Consider the following 17,786-nt stretch of genomic DNA (forward strand, 5'->3'; position numbering starts at 1 on the left):
TTATGTCACTGGAACATTTTTTCAGGGATGAGCTGACCTACTTGCGCCTGCAAGGGCGTGAATTCGCCAAGGCGCACCCTGAGCTTACCCGATTTTTGTCAGAACAAACCACGGATCCAGACGTCGAGCGTTTGCTGGAAGGGTTCGCCTTTTTGACAGGGAGCCTGCGGGCGAAGATCGAGGATGAATTTCCGGAACTGACACACGGTCTGCTGGGCATGCTGTGGCCTAATTACCTGCGCCCCGTACCGAGCATGACGATTATGCAGTTTTCGGTACTCCCCGGCGCGATTGCCCAACCCGCGTTTGTTGAGCGCGGCTGTGAGCTTGATAGCCTGCCGATTGATGATGTGGTTTGCCATTTTCAGACCTGTCACGATGCCTGGATTTATCCGGCGGATATCCGTGAAATCAAGGTACAGAGCGGCAACGATCTTTCCACCATTACGCTGGACGTTGGGCTGCATGGCCCGCTATCGCTAAGCGACCTGCAACTCGACAAACTGCGCTTTTATCTGGGCGGTGATACTTATACAGCCTACGAGCTCTATTTCTGGATCGCCAGTCAGCTGTCGCACATTGAGCTGGAAATCGATGGTCAGCGCTTCCGTCAGGAAGCCAGCGTGCTGAAGACGGTCGGCTTTGAGCGGGAAGATGCACTATTGCCGTATCCCGGTAACGTTTATTCGGGCTACCGCATCTTGCAGGAATACTTCTGCTTTCCTGAAAGTTTTCTCTTTTTCCAACTCGCGGGCGCGGTATGGCCTGATCTCCCGCTGACGGTAACGGAATTCCGTCTGCATTTTTGCTTTGACCGCCCGCTGCCGGCGGAACTGAAGATCCGTCCTGATTCGTTCATGCTCAACTGCGTGCCGGCAATCAATCTCTTCCAGCATGATAGCGAACCGATCAATCTCAGCGGACGCCAGACGGATTACCCGCTGAAAGCCAGCTACCGCAACGCCGATAGCTTTGAAATCTTCTCTGTGGACAAGGTTGAAGGCTGGGTTGAAGGGAATTCAGGCCGTGCTCGGGGGATTCCACGTACCTATCAGCCTTTTGAGAGTTTTCAGCACCAAATCGAACGTGCCAAAGGACGGCTCGCGCTCTATTACCGTATTCGGGTAAGAGAAGCGGTGAACGGCAACGGGTTTGATCACATGCTCTCTTTTGTCCGTGGCGATGAGCAGGAAGTGATTGATTTGGATGAATCCATCTCGGTGACCCTGACCTGTACCAACCGATCGCGTGCGGCGAAACTGCCCGTTGGGTCGATCTGCGTACCCACCGGCAATTCACCGTCTTTCGCGACGTTTCGCAATCTGGTGCGGCCGACGCGACCGCTGCGGCCTGCGATGGATGGCAGCCTGCACTGGACGCTGATCTCCAACCTGTCGCTGAACTATGTGTCGCTGCTGCGGCGCGATGCGCTGGTGCAGATCCTGCGTACTTATGATTTCCCGGCGCTGCACGACAAGCAGGCAGAACAAGCCTCGCGTAAGCGTCTGGCAGGGATCGAATCTATCGAAACCACCCCTATCGACCGTCTGGTTCAGGGGATGCCGGTTCGTGGCTTGAAATCCATCCTGTCAGTACGGCAATCCGCGTTTTCCAGTGAAGGAGAACTCTATCTGTTTAGCACGGTGCTGGCGCACTTCTTCTCGCTATACGCCAGCGTCAACGCCTTCCACCTGTTGGAAGTCGTCAACATCGATAACAAGGAGCGCTACCGATGGCCGGTACAGATAGGTCAACACTCAATGATGTGACGTTCCGTCAGGATGTCTCACGCTTTAATTTTTTCCAATTGGTGGAGTTGCTTAACCAGTTGGAAGGCGTGGATCTGGAACAAGAGCTGGATTTCCGACCTGAACAAGAACGCCTGCGCTTTCGCTCTACGGCGTCCATCGGTTTTCATCCCAGCGATGTCTTGCAGGTGGGATGCGATGAAGATGGCCGTCAGGAGCTGGAAGTCGCGTTTCTTGGCCTGCACGGCAGCCAGTCACCGATGCCCGGTTATTACCTCGAAGAGCTGGCCTGGGAATACGCGCAGGGCGAACAGAAGCTGGGCGTGTTTCTCGACTTCTTTCACCACCGCTTACTCACGCTGCTGCACCGTGCATGGCGTAAATACCGTTATCACGTCCGCTTTCAGAATGAGGGTGAGGATGGATTCTCCCGCCTGATGTTTGCGCTCGTGGGGTTAGGGAATGACGCCGTACGTGACAGCCTGCCGGTTAACCGCGCCAAGATGCTGTCCTACGCTGGGGTGCTCGCCAGCCCCAGCCGTTCCCCGGAAGTGGTCGCGGGCTTGGTTATTCACTGTTTTGATCTGGATGACGTCGCCGTTCTGGCCTGGCAGCACCGTCGCGTGCCCATTCACGAAGGGCAGCAGAACCGTCTGGGCAAAGCAAACATGATGCTGGGCGGTGATTTTGTTATCGGTGACAAAGTGAATGACTGCGCCGGCAAGTTTTTGCTCAAGGTCGGCAATCTCAGCTTTAGCCGCTTTCTCAGCTTTTTGCCCAACGGTGAGCATTTTCAGCCGCTGGTGCGCTTTGTCTCTTTCATTCTTCGCGATCAGTTGGCCTGGGATCTGCGTCTGGGCTTTGCGGAAGGCGAAGCCAAGGGCTTAAGCCTGGGCAGTGAGCAAAGCAGCCGGTTGGGATGGAGCAGCTTTCTCGGGCAGCCGCCCGCGGATCCCTATGTGACGATTTGTGTGCAGGAGTAAATGTGAACGTAACCCATCCACTCACGTTGGTTGTGCTCAACAGTGAGCAGCTCGATATCAATTCTCAGGTGCAGCACCAGTTCGATCATCGTGGTGGCACGCTGGGCGCGTCGGAAAAAGACCAATGGCAACTGCGGGATCGGCTTGGCTCCGTGGTGCCGGAGCACGCCCGTATCGACATGACCGACGGCTATTTCAGCCTGTGCGATCTGAGCGGTCAGTCTTTTATTAACGGATCGCTGTCGCCGATTGGGCGCGATCGCAAAGTCATTTTGTCGCACGGCGATGAACTGGTGATTGGGCCTTTCCGACTGGGCGTTTATATCGGCGATCCCACCACGGAACAGGATATCGATCAGATATTAGGGCAGGGCACGGTCGATGTGCTGGGCGATTGGTTAACGGAAGATAAAAAAAAGCGCTCAACCGATCTGGCCGATCCCACGGTTGTGCTGAATGACCCGCTGTGGGCACTACAAAAAGAGCAGAGCCAGCCACTCTTGCCATCAGACAGTGAGACGGTCGGCGCATCGCTCACGACCTCTCTTTCTTCTTTTTCTTCTGCTGAGGACACCATGGATCAGAAATTTGTGGAATTACCGACCATCAACACACCGTACGCGGGAGAAGGGCTGGAGGGCTACAACGATGGCACGTCTCTGGCGCCGCTGATGCGCGGGCTGGGGCTGTCGCTTCAGCCGGGCGATGATGCACGATTGCGCGAAATGCTGGAAGAGATGGGGAAAAGCCTGCGCGCGATGGTGGAAGGCCTGCTGGCATTACAGACGGAACAGGCTGCAATGGCGGACACGCATTTACGCCCGATTGAAGATAACCCACTGCGTCTGGGGCTGGGCTATGCCGATACGCTGTCGGTGCTGTTTGCCGAAGGGAAAAGCCCAGTGCACCTGTCTGCGCCCGCCGCCGTGGAAGAAGTGTTGAACAATGTGCGGGTGCATCACATCGCGAATCAGCAGGCGATTGCCGTGGCGTTGGAAAATATTCTTCAGGCCTTCTCGCCTGCCGCGCTGCTCAGCCGCTTTGAGCACTATCGCCGCAGTGGCGAACCGCTGGCGGCCGATGACGGCTGGGCGTGGCAGATGTATCAGCACTACTACCGAGAATTAACGTCACCGCGCCAGCAGGGCTTCCAGAAACTGTTCCATCAGGTGTATGCACAGGCGTATGACCGTTCCGTGCGTCAACAGCAGGAGCAAAAATAATGCTGCGGGCTCTGTGCTTATGTTCCCTGATGTTCCTGCTGTCGGGGTGTACCACGCTGGGCAAGATGGCGCAGGTGGCGGCGAATCCCGACATTCAGGTAGGCAATAATAATCATCAGCCTTCTACCGTGGGGTTTAGCCTGCTGGCGGAACCGGACGTTAACCCGAACGACAGCGGTGAAGCCGCGCCTATCGAATTCCAACTGGTTCTGTTGGCGGAAGATTCGCGTCTGTTAGCTACCGATTACGACCAGATCACGACGGATATCGAAAAGGCGTTAACCAAAAATTACCTCAGCCATCAGGACTACACGCTGTTGCCGGGGCAGTTCAAATACCTGCCGCCCGAAGCGCTGGATGAAAAGGTGCACTACCTCGGCGTGGTGGCGCGCTATGCGGACTCGGAAAGCGCCGAATGGCGCAAAGTCATCAAGCTAAAGAATACCGGGCAGACGTATCAGATCCTCGTGCACCTGCGCAGGGATGAAGTCGAAATCAAAAAAGACCAAGAAGAAGAATAACTATGTCGAGTCGCAATCGCATTATCTGGCGGGAAGGTCTGTTCATTAAACCGCAGCATTTTCAACAACAGCAACGACACACCGATTACGCACTGCACGCGCGTCTCAGCGCCCTCAGTGACTATTTCTATGGCTTGCAGTCGCTGGCGATTAATGAGGAATACCTCAATTTTGGCCGCATCGCGCTGGTTAACGCCAGCGGTGTGATGCCTGACGGCACCGTGTTCAATATTCCGGGTGATGACGCTCTGCCGCTGCCGTTGGAGATTACCGACGTCGCGCTGGCAAACCAGAAAGTGTATCTGGCGTTGCCGCTGGCGGTGAATGGCGTTAGTGAAGTCGGCCAACCGGGACAGGGGATCGCCAGCCGCCTGCAATCGCATCGGCATGATGTGCGCGATCTGCACAGCGACGGCGGCGACATCGTTTCTCTGGAGGTCGGTAAAGTCAGCCTGCGCCTGATGCTCGATCGTGACGATCGCAGCGCCTATGCCTCGCTGGCGATTGCCAACATTCTGGATAAGCGCCCTGACGGCGGCTTGATTCTGGATCCTAACTTTATGCCGTGCAGCATCAGCGTCACCGCGATCCCCACTTTAAAACGCTTTCTGGGTGAATCCGCCGGTTTAGTGGCAGAGCGCGCACGCAGTCTGGCGCAGCGTATTGCCGCCCCGGGACAGCAGGGCGTCGCGGACGTGGCTGAATTCATGATGCTGCAATTGCTTAACCGCGCTCAGCCTAAATTGTCGCATCTGGCGCGTCTTGGCACGTTGCACCCCGAACGCCTGCACGAAACGCTGGTTGAACTGTGCGGTGAGCTGATGACGTTTACCGATGAGTCGCGCCTGCCGCCGGAATTCCCCGCCTATCGCCACGAACACCAGCAAGCCAGCTTTGAGCCGCTGATGATGGCGCTGCGTCAGGCGCTGAGCACCGTGCTGTCGCCGCGTGCCGTCTCCATCCAACTGAAGAAACAGCCATACGGCGTGATGGTGGCAATGGTTGGCGATGCAGAATTGATGGCCAGCGCCGAGTTTGTACTGGCGGTGCGTGCGCGTATGCCGCAGGAGCATCTGCGTAAACAGCTGCTGCAACAAACGAAGATCGCCTCCAGCGAGAAGATCCGCGAACTGATTAGCCTGCAACTGCCGGGCATCCCGCTGCTGCCGTTGCCGGTGGCGCCGCGCCAACTGCCTTATCACGCGGGTTACAGCTATTTCCAACTGGATAGACAAAGCCCTGCCTGGCAGATGCTGGTGTCCGGCAATACGTTGGCGTTCCACATTGCTGGCGAATTCCCAGAACTGGATATGCAGCTTTGGGCTATTCGTGGCCAGTAGTCAGGAGAGGAAGAGATGAGCATCGAAGTGATTAAAAATGAGCAACTGGGCGATCTGCTTTTTGACCATGCCCGACAAATGGATATGGACTCCGACTACTGGTTCCGCCTGCGTGGACAAAGCATTAATCCGATGGTGGATGCGGTCACGCCGCTGTTGGGCATGGTGGAGCGGGTACGTCAGCTCTCGGCCTATGAGGGCGTAGAGGATCTGTACCAGCGTGTGGTGTCTGAAATTCAGGCTATCGAACAGGAATTACATTCTCATGGCTACGAAAACGGCGTGATTTTGTCGTTCCGCTACATCCTCTGCACCTTCATTGATGAAGCCGTGATGGGGCGGGAGTGGGGCGGTCAAAGCATGTGGTCGGCCCATTCTCTGCTGACCCGTTTTCACAATGAAACCTGGGGTGGCGAAAAGGTGTTTGTCCTGCTGGAGAAGCTGCTGGATGACCCCACCCGCTATCGCGACATTCTGGAGTTTATCTACCTCTGTCTCTGTCTGGGTTTTGAAGGGCGCTATCGGGTGATGACGCAGGGGCGTGAAGAACTGAACCGCGTTGTAAACAAGCTGCATGACACCCTACGCCCAGAGCCTGCGAATTCGCCGACGGTTTTCCACCTGAATCTGGGGCAGCAAGCCTCGCGCTATCAGCTGCGCAGACAGGTGTCATTACGCACGCTGTTTGTCGGCGTGTGTGTGGTCTTGGTGGCCGCCTTCGGCCTGTACCGCTATCAGCTAACTCATCAAACCCAGGACGTACTGCGTCAGCTGGGAGAATTATTACAATAACAGGAGCTACACCGTGATTCGAATTGAACTGCCGACACTGGTTGAACGACTCAACCCCGTGTGCCGTCATATGCTGGAAGAAGCGGCGGCACTCTGTATTCAACATCAGGGCGCGGAAATCCGTATTGAGCATCTGTTGCTGAAAATGCTGGAAACGCCGCTGTGTGATGTGCGCCAGATCCTCAAGCGTGCGGGCGTGGATGCGGATGAGCTGTCTTCGCTACTGTTGCCTTCCTCCATGGATAAAGAATTTGACGCGGGCTATCCCTCATTCTCCCCTCTGCTGGTGGAGTGGTTACAGGATAGCTGGCTGCTGGCCTCGGCTGAATTTCAACACGTACGCCTGCGCAGCGGCATTTTGCTGCTGGTCTTGCTGCTGACGCCCAATCGCTATGTGGCAGGCGCGGTATCCCGCCCGTTGGCGCAGATTAACCGTGAGCTTTTACGTCAGCAGTTTGATGAGTGGGTGAAGGATTCGGTGGAAACGGAGGTCGCGGTGCAATCCGCCACGGCCGAACAGGCTGCTGCGGCGAACACGCAACTCTCTCGCTATACCCAAAACGTGACGGAATCCGCCCGACAGGGGCAACTGGATCCGGTGCTGTGCCGCGACCATGAAATCGATCTGATGATCGACATTCTCTCCCGCCGTCGTAAAAACAACCCGATTGTGGTCGGGGAAGCGGGCGTCGGTAAAAGTGCGCTGATCGAAGGGCTGGCGCTGCGTATCGTGGCCGGTGCCGTGCCGGAAAGATTACGGGATGTGGAACTGCTCACGCTCGATCTGGGTGCGATGCAGGCCGGTGCCTCGGTTAAAGGTGAATTTGAGAAGCGCTTCAAGGGCGTGATGCAGGAAGTGAAGGATGCGCCGCGCCCTATCATTCTGTTTATCGATGAAGCGCATACGCTCATCGGGGCGGGCAATCAGGCCGGTGGGCTGGATGTTTCCAACCTGCTCAAGCCTGCACTGGCGCGCGGTGAACTGCGTACTATCGCAGCCACGACCTGGAGTGAGTACAAAAAATACGTCGAGAAAGACGCTGCGCTTTCCCGTCGTTTCCAGCTCGTCAAAGTCGGTGAGCCAAACGCGGAAGAAGCCACGGTTATCCTGCGTGGGCTGCGCGGCATCTATGAAAAAGCACACGGCGTTCTGATTGATGAAGATGCGCTTCAGGCGGCTGCGAAGCTGTCGGCACGCTATATCTCGGGTCGCCAACTGCCCGATAAGGCCATCGACGTGCTGGATACTGCCAGCGCGCGCGTGGCCATTAACCTGACGACGCCACCGCGTGCGGTCAGCCAGCTACAAACCCGTCTGCATCAGCAGGAGATGGAAATCACCCAGCTTGAGCGTCAGGCGCGTATTGGTCTGGGCAATACCGAAGAACGCTTAGCCGAGCTGCGTGACGCCCGCGAAACCGGTGCGGTACAGCTGGCACAGCTGGAAGCAGATTGGCAGCAGCAGAAAACACAGGTTCAACGCGTGATTGAACTGCGCACGGCTCTACTTGATGAAGAACAGTCTGTTGATTTTGATACGGTGTCGGCAGCAGCGGAACTGGCGGCCTGTGAACAGGCGCTGGAAGCGCTGCAACAGTCCTCCGTGCTGGTCTCTCCCCACGTTGATAAAACGCAAATTGCGGCCGTTATTGCCGAGTGGACGGGCGTGCCGCTGAACCGCATCTCACAGAGTGAAATGGATGTCGTCACGCGCCTGCCTGAATTCCTGGGGGATTTAATTAAAGGGCAGCAGTTGGCGATTGCTCAATTGCATAAACATCTGCTGACCGCGCGTGCGGATCTGCGTCGTCCGGGGCGTCCACTGGGGGCTTTCCTGCTGGTAGGGCCGAGCGGCGTGGGTAAAACGGAAACCGTGCTCCAGATTGCCGACCTGATGTTTGGCGGACGCAACTATCTCACCACCATCAATATGTCCGAGTATCAGGAAAAGCATACGGTTTCACGCCTGATCGGTTCGCCGCCGGGCTACGTCGGGTTTGGTGAAGGCGGCGTGTTGACCGAAGCCATCCGCCAGAAACCGTATTCCGTGGTGCTGCTGGATGAGGTGGAGAAAGCGCACCCGGATGTCCTGAACCTGTTCTATCAGGCGTTTGATAAAGGTGAACTTGCCGATGGTGAAGGCCGGGTGATCGACTGCCGCAACGTGGTGTTCTTCCTGACGTCCAACCTCGGGTTCCAGACGATTGTGAACTACGCCGAGCAGTCGGATGTGTTGCTGGATGCGCTTTACCCTGAACTGGCAGCCTTCTTCAAACCCGCGCTCTTGGCACGTATGGAAGTCATCCCTTACCTGCCGCTGGCGCATGACACCATGGTTGAGATCGTGCAGGGCAAACTGTCGCGTCTGGTGTCCCTGTTGCAACAGCGCTTTGGGGCGGAAGTCATCATTGAGAACGAAGTGCCGGAAGAGATTCTGCGGTTGGCAAACCGCAGCGAAAATGGCGCGCGTATGCTCGAATCGGTCATTGATGGCGCCTTGCTGCCACCGGTCTCGCTACAGCTGCTGCAACGCATGTCTGCGGGTGAACCTGTCAGCCGTATTCATTTCCGCGTCGAAGCCGGCCAGTTCCAGACTGAGGTTGAGGGCTGAGTATGCAACATGCCCTCGAACTGGCGCTTGCACTCACCCGACAGCATGACGAGGCCGGTCTGTGCGACTGGCTGCTGGAGACGATGCAGGCCGCCTGGCAGCCTCAAGGGATGCTACTGGGTATGGTGGATGTCAGCGGCAGGCAACTGACCTGCCAGGGACGAGTGCATGAAACGCCGGTGGCGCTGAGTCTGGGCGTGGATGACTTTAGCCACCCGCTGGCTTATGCGCTGCATAAGAATCAGGCGCGCACCTGGGATTCTCTCTATGGCGGTGCCCGCATTGAGCACCGTGAATTCCGGCAGATGCTGGTTTCTGTCGGGACGAACTGCGGGCTGCATGCGCTGCCGCTGCTGTCGGAGAGCGGTAAACCGCTGGCAGTGCTGGCGCTGCTGGATACGCCGACGCGCCTGCAAACGCTGCATCAGCGCGGCGAGTGTGAGCGGCTGGCGCAGGTGTTTTGCCGTCAGCTTATGCTGCTGCGTGAGCTGGCGCATACCCGGCGGGAGCAGGTCGCGCTGAGAGATTCACTCCGCCAGATTAAGGATGAAGGGCAGAGCCGCCGCGAGCAGGAAACGCGGGTGGAAGCGACGCTGATTGGTCGATCTGTCGTCATTAAAGAGCTGCATCAGCAGATTTATCAGGCGGCAAAACACCGTCTTTCGGTGCTGATTCAGGGCGAAACCGGTTCAGGAAAAGATGTGGTAGCGCGTCTGCTGCATCAGTGTTCCGAACGTGCCGACAAACCTTTTATCGCCATCAACTGCGCGGCGATCCCAGAAAACCTGATTGAAAGCGAGCTGTTTGGCTACCAAAAAGGCGCGTTCTCCGGCGCACAAAGTAACAAGATTGGTCTGGTCGAGCAAGCTAACGGCGGAACCCTGTTTTTGGATGAAGTCGGCGATATGCCGCAGTCCATGCAGGCCAAGCTGTTAAGGGTGTTGGAAACGCACAGCTTCCGCCCGCTGGGCGCGGAGAAAGAAGTGCATTCCGATTTCCGTCTGATTGCCGCGACCCATCAGCCGCTGGAGCAGCAGGTGTCTGACGGCGTATTTCGGCAGGATCTCTATCATCGTCTTTGCCAGTGTCTGTTGCAGGTCGCCCCGCTACGCGAGCGGCCGGACGATATTCGTCTGCTGTGTGAGCACTTCATCGGTCAATTTGCAGATAAACAGCAAAAGCACGTTGCACCATTGAACCGGGCCTTCCTGCGCCAATTGGTGGCGTATGAATTTCCCGGCAATGTGCGGGAACTGCGTAATCTGCTGGAAGTCGCCTGCGCACATACGCCGGACGGCGAAGCGCTGTCTCTGACATCGCTACCGCCGGAACTGCGCGAGCGACTGACGAGCAGTACAACTGAGGAACAGGATCGCTATCAACACATCTACGATTTGCGTATTGCCACACAGCGGTATGAAGCGGCTGTCATTGAGGCACGGCTGCGCCAGTTTCAGGGCAATCGCCTGCTGGTGGCTGATAGCCTCAATATCCCTAAACGCACTCTCGACCACAAATGCCAGAAGCTGGAGGTAAATTGATGTTTCTGACGATGGCACCTCTATTGTTGGCAACGGCCGCGACACCCGATCCCGCCTGGCAGTCATTATGGGAACAGTGCCGCAATGAGACGTCTTCAGAGCTCCGGCTGGCCTGTTATGACGCGCTGGGGCGGGAAGCGGAACGCAACGGCACGCTGTCCCCGCAGCGTGATAACGCCGCGACGGGCGGAACGTTTCAACTGGGACGTGAAGCAGACAGCGGCGATATGACGCTCACCCGCGTGCTGGCCGATGGCAATACGCTGGTGATTAGCTGCGCCAGCAATATTACACACTTGCGCTTAACGCTCAGTGAACCCTGGGCAGGTGAGTCCGTCACATCGCAACTGGATGGCGTGACGGTGTCCGACAGCTGGTTTGTCCGCAACCGTGGGCTGCTGCTGGAATCGGGACGCGGCCTGCCGGCGATTGATGCGTTAAAGCGTTGGATTGGGCATCGCGAACTGGTGCTTAACGGCGCGGACGGTCATGCGCTGCGTATCGAACTCGCCGGGCTGGGCGAAGCGCTCGCGCCACTGCGTCAGCAGTGTCACTGGTAAAGGAGGCGTTCATGCATGCACATCCCTGGTGTAAACGCCTGCAAACCTCGTTGCCGGATGAGAAATTGCGCGCGGCGGTATTGGCTGACGATCCGCTCTGGGAAAAGGTCGAAACAGAGCTGGTCAAGCTGGGGTCGCTGGCGCATAACCAGGTCGATCTTAACGTGGTGGCAGGGTATTGCCTGACCTTGCTGGAAAGCAAAACCAAAGATATGCGGGTACTGGTGCAGCTATTGCGCTGCTTACAGCACCCAGCCAAAGCGACACCGTTTTCTACTGCCCTGATGCTGCTGGACAGCTGGCTGGAGAGTTACTGGGTGCCTGCCTGGCCTGCCAGTCCGGTTCAGAAACAGAAGTTAATGATCCAGATTGTTCGGCGTTTTGAGAGTGCGCTGCCCCGCATTGCAGAAAGTGCCTCCAGCGCAGAGCTGGAGCAATTACAGCAGTTAACGGAACAGGTGGCGACCCGCTGGGGCGAACTGGCCAGTGACAAAGCGGTGCTGATGGATGAGCTGGTGCAGGGCGTTAAGCGTGCCAGACAGCGACAGCAGGCGCAGGAACAGGCGAATCAGACGGCGAAGCCAGCACCGGCAGCCAGCAGTAGTGGAAGCGCGGGCGGAAGTGAAACCAGCACGAGCGCGGCCTCGACGCCCGTCAGCTCGGTGGAGATTAATTCATCCGATGAACGCGGCTGGCGGCAAACCCAACTGAACGTCGCGGCGCTGCTGGTTGAGCGTCATCCCGCTTCACCGATGGGTTACCGTCTGCGACGCCACGCTATCTGGTCCGGCATTGCCACACCGCCGATGTCGTCCAAGGGGAATAAAACCCAACTGGCACCCGTCTCGTCAGACCGCGTGGATGAATACCAAAGTGCGCTGGCTCAGGCCGATTTGGCGCTGTGGGAACGCATAGAACAAAGTCTGGTGCTGGCACCTTACTGGTTTGATGGCCATATGTTGTCGGCCTCGGTGGCCTCACGTCTGGGGCATGCTTCCGTCGCGACGGCGATTGCCGAGGAGCTGTCTGCGTTTATTCAGCGTGTGCCGGAGCTGCGTGAACTGGCGTTCAGCGATGGCACACCTTTTTTGACCGGGAAATGTAGCCAGTGGTTGCAGTCCAGCCAGCCGGTTCGCGGCGGCGGGGCGCGGCAGGACGATCTGGCGACGGAGGCGGCGGCCTGTCGAGATGAGAAAGGCATTGGGGCGGCGATGCAGCTATTGGATGAACGCATGCGTCGCCTGAAAGAGCCGCGCGACCGCTTTTATGCCGAGTTGGTTCTGGCGGATTTACTCGCCGAAGAAGGGATGAAATCACTGGCAGCACAGCACTATCAGCACATGTGGCAGGAAAGCCAACAATTGGGCCTGATGCAATGGGAACCGGGACTGGTTAGCCGCGTGGAGCGGTTGGCGGCATCCCGCAAAAAATAAGACATTCGGAGTGAATGGTCACTTATGTTTAAAACAATCATAACCTTTCTACGCAAGCAGTTGCCTAAACTGAAACCCTCTTGGCTGCTTTTAGGCGTGCTGCTGTGGGTTGTCGTGTTGGTTCTGGCCTGGTGGCTGGGGCCGCGTTTGACGGTGGGCGAGTCCCGTCCGTTGCAGGGAATCTGGGGCCGCGTGGTGTTCACGCTGGTTTGGCTATGGCTGGCGTTCTCCTACAGTGCCTGGATGGTCTGGCGTCGTGTGCAGCAGATGCGTGCGGAGCGTCATGAACAGCAGGTGATTGAGCAGGATCCCTTGCAGGTGTATGTCGACAGCCAGCAGACGTTTCTCGATCGCTGGCTGGAAGCGTTTCAGACCCAGTTGGGTAAAAGGGCGCTGTATGCGATGCCGTGGTATCTGACGATTGGTCTGGCTGGCAGCGGGAAAAGTAGCCTGATCCATCGCGCTAATCCGGCAAACAAAATGAATCCGAAGCTGGATGCGGAGCTGCGAGACGTGGCGGCAGGCCAGCAGGTGAGCAGTTGGGTTGGTGAATCCGCGGTGATTTGGGACCCCAGCGGACAGCTACTTGCCCAGCCTGAACTGGAGGGCGATTCGCTCGGGCAGCGTCATGCTCGACTGTGGCAGCACCTGTTACAGTGGCTCAGCGAAAACCGCCGCCGCCAGCCGCTCAACGGTCTGGTGCTTACGCTGGATATCTCCTGGCTGGCACAGGCTGGGGTCGCCGATCGCAAAGCCTACGCGCAGGTCATGCGCGCCCGCTTGCAGGAAATTTCCGTCAACATTAATACGCGCTTACCGGTGTATATCGCACTGACCCGGTTGGATATGCTGAGCGGCTTCGATAAGGTCTATCGCCAGTTAAACCGCGAAGCGCGTCAGGCCGTATTAGGGGTGACGTTTACGCCGCAGGCAAGCAACAGCAAAGGCTGGCTAGAAGAGCTGGAGCGCTTCTGGGACGAGTGGGTCACGCACCTGAATGACAACCTGCCGGACATGCTGCTGACGCAATCCGACAGAAGCGTGCGCAATTCGCTGTTCTCGTTCGTTCGCCAACTGGCCGGCGTGAAAGATTACGTGATGGACGTGTTGACGGAAACGTTAGCGGCGGGCGAGGATCGCGCGTTCCTGATTCGCGGTGTCTACGTCAGCTCTGTCTACCAACAAGGGGTGCCGTTCGATGCCTTTGCGCAATCGGCTTCCCGACGTTACCAACTGCCCGAACCGATTAACCCTGCGCTGCGCGGTGAATCGAATACGTTCTTTGTACAGCGCCTTTTCCCTGACGTCATTTTCCCTGAGGCCAGTCTGGCGGGCGAAAACCGGCTGCATAGCCTCTATCGCCGACGTCGGCTGAGTATCGGCGTGGGCTGCATGCTGCTCGCCAGTCTGGCGCTGATTGGTAGCTGGCACCATTTCTACCGGGTCAATGAAGAAGCCGGACGTAACGTCCTGACGAAAGCGCAGGCCTTTATCGGCACCAATGAGCTGGAAGGCCAGCAGGGCTACGGCTATCAACAACTGCCGCGTCTGAATTTGATTCGCGATGCGACCTTATCCTTTGGTAATTACCATGAGCGCACGCCGCTGCTGGCCGATCTTGGCCTGTATCAGGGCGCCAAGATTGGGCCTCATGTTGAAGGCACCTATCTGCAAATGCTGAATCAGCGCTTTCTCCCTGCGGTGATGCAAGGGCTGCTGGAAGATCTGAATCAGGCACCGGCCAATAGTGAGCAAAAGCTGACGATTCTGCGCGTGATGCGGATGCTGGATGATGCGTCAGGGCGCAATAAATCGCTGGTCGAACAGTTTATGGCGCAGCGTTGGCAGAAGGCATTTCCCGGACAGGGCAACGTGCAGGAACAGCTGATGCAGCATCTGGATTACGCCCTTGAGCACACTGATTGGCACAAGGCGCGTGAGCAAAAAGATGCGGTAGCGATCAGCACTTTTGCACCCTTTAGTCAGCCGATTACGCTGGCCCAGCAGGAACTGAGCAAGCTGCCGATGTATCAGCGCGTTTATCAGAGTCTGGTGATGAAGGCGACGCAGGTGCTGCCGCCGGATTTAGCGATTCGTGATGAAGTCGGCCCGACGTTTGATCCGGTGTTTTCCCTGCGCAATGACAAAGCGGGAAGCGTGCCTCGACTGCTGACGTATCCCGGCTTTAGCGACTATTACCTCAAGCAGGACAAAGCGCTGTTAGAGCTGACAGCGCTGGATGCCTGGGTGCTGGGACAGCGTGAACGTGCACAGTTCAGCGAGGCCGATCGGCGGGAAATTCTGCGTCAGGTGAATGACCGCTACATTACGGATTACATCAACCAGTGGCAGAAAGTGCTGGCGAATATTGATGTGCAGACGCTCGATACGCCGGAGCAGGCGCTCGATATTCTCACGGATATTACCGGCAACGATCAGCCCTTCCAGCGCGTGCTGACCACGGTGAGTGATAACACCCGTATCCGCAAGCTGGCCGATGATGATAACGACACGGCGCAGAGCATTAACACGCGTACGGGTCGTCCGTTTATGACCATCAATGCGGCGCTGAGCGGGCGCGGTGAGCAGGGACCGCTGGTGCAAGAGGTCAATCAGAAGCTGACCGATCTCTACCACTATCTCGATCAGATCGTCAACGCGACCGATCCGGGGCAGGCAGCGTTGAAAGCGGTGCAGGCGCGGCAGGGAAATAAATTTGCCGATCCGGTATTCGCCTTACAGCAATACGCCCGCAGCCTGCCCGCGCCGTTGGATCGCTGGGTAGGACAATTAGCTGGAGAAAGCGCGAGTCTGGTGACTGGGTTGGCGATGTCGTCGCTGAATCAGGAATGGCTGGATAAGGTTGTCATGCCATTCAATGAGAAGCTGGCAGATCGTTATCCCTTCGACCCGTCATCGAACAAGGATGTGCCGCTATCGGAAATGGAAATGTTCTTCATGACTGGCGGGACGCTGGACAGCTTCTATCAAACCAACCTCAAGGCGATGATGGAGAGCGGCATGCTGGAAGAAGGCATGGCATCGCCTTTGCAGGCAGAGCTGGTGAAACAGCTTGAACGCGCGACCCGCATCCGCCAGACCCTGTTTAATGCACAGGGCAGCCTGGAAGTGCATTTCGTGCTGGAGCCGCTGGAACTGACGGCGAACAAGCGCCGCAGCGTGCTGAATCTGGACGGACAGTTGCTGGAATACAGCCACGGTCGTCGCCAGAAAACGCCGCTGGTATGGCCAAACAGTATGCGTGACGGTGCCGAAAGCAAGCTGACGCTGGTGCCGGACGATCGTGAACGTTCGCCGCGCAGCCTGAGCTTTAGCGGGCCGTGGGCGATGTTCCGGTTAGTCAATAGCGATCAGTTAACGCAGGTGAATGAGAACACCTTTGACGTACGCTTCTCGCTGGAGAACGGGGCGATGACGTATCGCGTGTACACCGATGCCAGCCATAACCCGTTTGCCGGTGGTCTGTTCAGCCAGTTCACGCTGCCTGACTCGCTTTATTAATTAACTCTCGGGAGCCTGCTTAGGCTCCCTATTGCTGGATGATGTGATATGCAAGATGCACAACAGGCCCTGAAAGTGGGCCGCGATCCACGGATGCTGCCGGAGTTTGACGCACTTCGGGCGGAAATTAACAAGTTGAGTCACGCGTCTCGCCCTGATGTGGATTGGATGCTGGTGCACGATATGGCCACCACTATCTTTGAAAAGCAGGGCGTGGATCTCCAGACCGCGATCTACTTTACGCTGGCGCGTTCACGACTGGGGGGATTGACCGGCTTCACGGAAAGCTGTGAGTTTCTGGCGAATTTGATCGTGACGCAGTGGGATAACTTCTGGCCGCCGGTGCATCAGGAACGAGCGCGTATCGAGATGCTGGACTGGTTTATTGCTCGTATCAGCGAAGTGGTGCGGCAGTATGCCATTAGCCATGAACACAAGCGGCTGGTTTATCGTTGCGAACGCGCGCTGCAATTGATGAGTGAAAAGCTGCACAACTCGGGGTTGAGCCGCATTCCTCGCGTCGAGAATCTGCTGCACTTCGTTGAAGGCTATACCCATTTGTTTGATGAAACCGAAATTGTCATTGTGTCGGACGATCAGGAACTGAAAAAGCAGGATATGCAGATTCCGCCCATGGTGTTCTTTCACTCTGACATGGAGCCCGGCGCGACGGTGCCAAGCAGTGGTTCATCAGGCTCGGGTCAGGCTGCTTTGCCTGCGGGTAGCATTCTCATCGGACGGGAGAAAGGGCAAATGAAACCGACGGTATTGAAAATTGAGGCGCATAAAAAGCAGAAGCCAGCGTGGTTCTGGTTTGTCTCCGGGCTGCTGACCTGTGCGTTGCCTGTTGCAGCGATGACAGGCTGGCAGTATTGGCAAGAACAGAAAGCCGATGCGCTGGCGTTACTGCAACAGCCAGCCTACGCGTTGCCCGCCGCCCCCGATCATAATGATATTCGCCGGGTACGTATTGCGCTGGGCGAGCAGAAATTGCAGGGCATGGAAGGTGAGCTGATCAACCGCTATCAGGCACAACTGGAACAGGTGAAAAATGCCTCGCCTTTCTACCTGTATCAATACGGCAACGGGTTGAAAAACGTGATGCAGCAACTCTATCCCGATTCGCTGGCGGTGAAGGAAATGGAACGCCAATGGCAGATTGCGCTTGAACGTCAGCAGGGCGATGAGCCGAAAACGCGGGGTTACGAACAGGTTCAGGCCAGAGTCAACGATACCTTGCAGCAACTGCTGGAACTGGAGCAGCAGCGCCGGACGGTGACGATTTCCTATCTGAAATCAAAGCTCTACGATATGCAAAAAGACCTGATATCGGACGTTCCCTTTGGGATACGGCTGCGGGAGCTTGAGGCGCGTAAAACCAGGAGCCAGTCGCTGACGCCTGCGGAGCTACGTGCGATGGAAGACGAACTGCGCGCCTTCAACGTTCGCTTGTACCGTTTGCAGCAGAGTAATTCTGCCAGCTGATTGTCGAGAAGGGAAAAACGCTGAGCA

12 protein-coding genes are annotated in these 17,786 nt (G+C 57.0%); all 12 read left to right on the forward strand.

The window, feature by feature from the left end; genetic code table 11:
• The first annotated feature begins 2 nt into the window (after positions 1 to 2).
• Genes tssF through DMB82_RS05135 form a run of 12 tightly spaced genes read left to right on the forward strand, consistent with a single transcriptional unit; the run spans position 3 to position 17,759 of the window.
• Positions 3 to 1,769: a type VI secretion system baseplate subunit TssF gene (gene tssF, locus DMB82_RS05080; RefSeq protein WP_010303154.1), complete on the forward strand. Its 1,767-nt coding sequence runs from the start codon at positions 3 to 5 to the stop codon at positions 1,767 to 1,769.
• Positions 1,733 to 2,731: a type VI secretion system baseplate subunit TssG gene (gene tssG, locus DMB82_RS05085; RefSeq protein WP_103862912.1), complete on the forward strand. Its 999-nt coding sequence runs from the start codon at positions 1,733 to 1,735 to the stop codon at positions 2,729 to 2,731. The genes tssF and tssG overlap by 37 nt, the downstream gene beginning before the upstream one ends.
• A 2-nt stretch (positions 2,732 to 2,733) precedes the next feature.
• The gene (tagH, locus tag DMB82_RS05090) at positions 2,734 to 3,954 is read left to right on the forward strand and encodes a type VI secretion system-associated FHA domain protein TagH (protein WP_116163206.1); all 1,221 of its coding nucleotides are present in this window, start codon (positions 2,734 to 2,736) and stop codon (positions 3,952 to 3,954) included.
• The gene (gene tssJ / locus DMB82_RS05095) at positions 3,954 to 4,475 is read left to right on the forward strand and encodes a type VI secretion system lipoprotein TssJ (protein WP_116163208.1); all 522 of its coding nucleotides are present in this window, start codon (positions 3,954 to 3,956) and stop codon (positions 4,473 to 4,475) included. Before tagH ends, tssJ begins: the two co-directional genes overlap by 1 nt.
• Before the next feature lie 2 nt (positions 4,476 to 4,477).
• Positions 4,478 to 5,815, forward strand: a complete 1,338-nt coding sequence (gene tssK, locus DMB82_RS05100; RefSeq protein WP_010303141.1) for a type VI secretion system baseplate subunit TssK — start codon at positions 4,478 to 4,480, stop codon at positions 5,813 to 5,815.
• 15 nt (positions 5,816 to 5,830) lie between these two features.
• Complete coding sequence (icmH, locus tag DMB82_RS05105; protein WP_039276629.1) at positions 5,831 to 6,607, forward strand: type IVB secretion system protein IcmH/DotU; 777 nt, start codon at positions 5,831 to 5,833, stop codon at positions 6,605 to 6,607.
• Between the two features lie 13 nt (positions 6,608 to 6,620).
• Positions 6,621 to 9,218 (forward strand): type VI secretion system ATPase TssH, encoded by a 2,598-nt coding sequence (gene tssH / locus DMB82_RS05110; RefSeq protein WP_116163210.1) that lies wholly within the window; start codon positions 6,621 to 6,623, stop codon positions 9,216 to 9,218.
• Between the two features lie 2 nt (positions 9,219 to 9,220).
• The gene (locus tag DMB82_RS05115; RefSeq protein ID WP_116163212.1) at positions 9,221 to 10,759 is read left to right on the forward strand and encodes a sigma-54 interaction domain-containing protein; all 1,539 of its coding nucleotides are present in this window, start codon (positions 9,221 to 9,223) and stop codon (positions 10,757 to 10,759) included.
• Positions 10,759 to 11,319: a type VI secretion system-associated protein VasI gene (gene vasI / locus DMB82_RS05120; RefSeq protein ID WP_116163214.1), complete on the forward strand. Its 561-nt coding sequence runs from the start codon at positions 10,759 to 10,761 to the stop codon at positions 11,317 to 11,319. The genes DMB82_RS05115 and vasI overlap by 1 nt, the downstream gene beginning before the upstream one ends.
• A gap of 11 nt (positions 11,320 to 11,330) precedes the next feature.
• On the forward strand, positions 11,331 to 12,752 hold the full coding sequence (gene tssA, locus DMB82_RS05125) for a type VI secretion system protein TssA (RefSeq protein ID WP_116163215.1): 1,422 nt from the start codon (positions 11,331 to 11,333) through the stop codon (positions 12,750 to 12,752).
• A 24-nt stretch (positions 12,753 to 12,776) separates the two neighbouring features.
• Entirely contained in the window at positions 12,777 to 16,274 is a 3,498-nt protein-coding gene (gene tssM / locus DMB82_RS05130; protein WP_116163217.1) for a type VI secretion system membrane subunit TssM, read from the forward strand.
• Positions 16,275 to 16,322: 48 nt separating this feature from the next.
• Positions 16,323 to 17,759: a VasL domain-containing protein gene (locus tag DMB82_RS05135; RefSeq protein WP_116163219.1), complete on the forward strand. Its 1,437-nt coding sequence runs from the start codon at positions 16,323 to 16,325 to the stop codon at positions 17,757 to 17,759.
• The last annotated feature ends 27 nt before the right edge of the window (positions 17,760 to 17,786 follow it).

Source organism: Pectobacterium aquaticum, assembly GCF_003382565.3.
GTDB lineage: Bacteria > Pseudomonadota > Gammaproteobacteria > Enterobacterales > Enterobacteriaceae > Pectobacterium > Pectobacterium aquaticum.

Coding starts and splice junctions, on each gene's coding strand:
- icmH (WP_039276629.1), top strand. CDS start 5,831: ATGAGCATCGAAGTGATTAAAAATGAGCAACTGGGCGATCTGCTTTTT.
- vasI (WP_116163214.1), top strand. CDS start 10,759: ATGTTTCTGACGATGGCACCTCTATTGTTGGCAACGGCCGCGACACCC.
- DMB82_RS05115 (WP_116163212.1), top strand. CDS start 9,221: ATGCAACATGCCCTCGAACTGGCGCTTGCACTCACCCGACAGCATGAC.
- DMB82_RS05135 (WP_116163219.1), top strand. CDS start 16,323: ATGCAAGATGCACAACAGGCCCTGAAAGTGGGCCGCGATCCACGGATG.
- tssK (WP_010303141.1), top strand. CDS start 4,478: ATGTCGAGTCGCAATCGCATTATCTGGCGGGAAGGTCTGTTCATTAAA.
- tssF (WP_010303154.1), top strand. CDS start 3: ATGTCACTGGAACATTTTTTCAGGGATGAGCTGACCTACTTGCGCCTG.
- tssG (WP_103862912.1), top strand. CDS start 1,733: ATGGCCGGTACAGATAGGTCAACACTCAATGATGTGACGTTCCGTCAG.
- tssA (WP_116163215.1), top strand. CDS start 11,331: ATGCATGCACATCCCTGGTGTAAACGCCTGCAAACCTCGTTGCCGGAT.
- tssJ (WP_116163208.1), top strand. CDS start 3,954: ATGCTGCGGGCTCTGTGCTTATGTTCCCTGATGTTCCTGCTGTCGGGG.
- tssM (WP_116163217.1), top strand. CDS start 12,777: ATGTTTAAAACAATCATAACCTTTCTACGCAAGCAGTTGCCTAAACTG.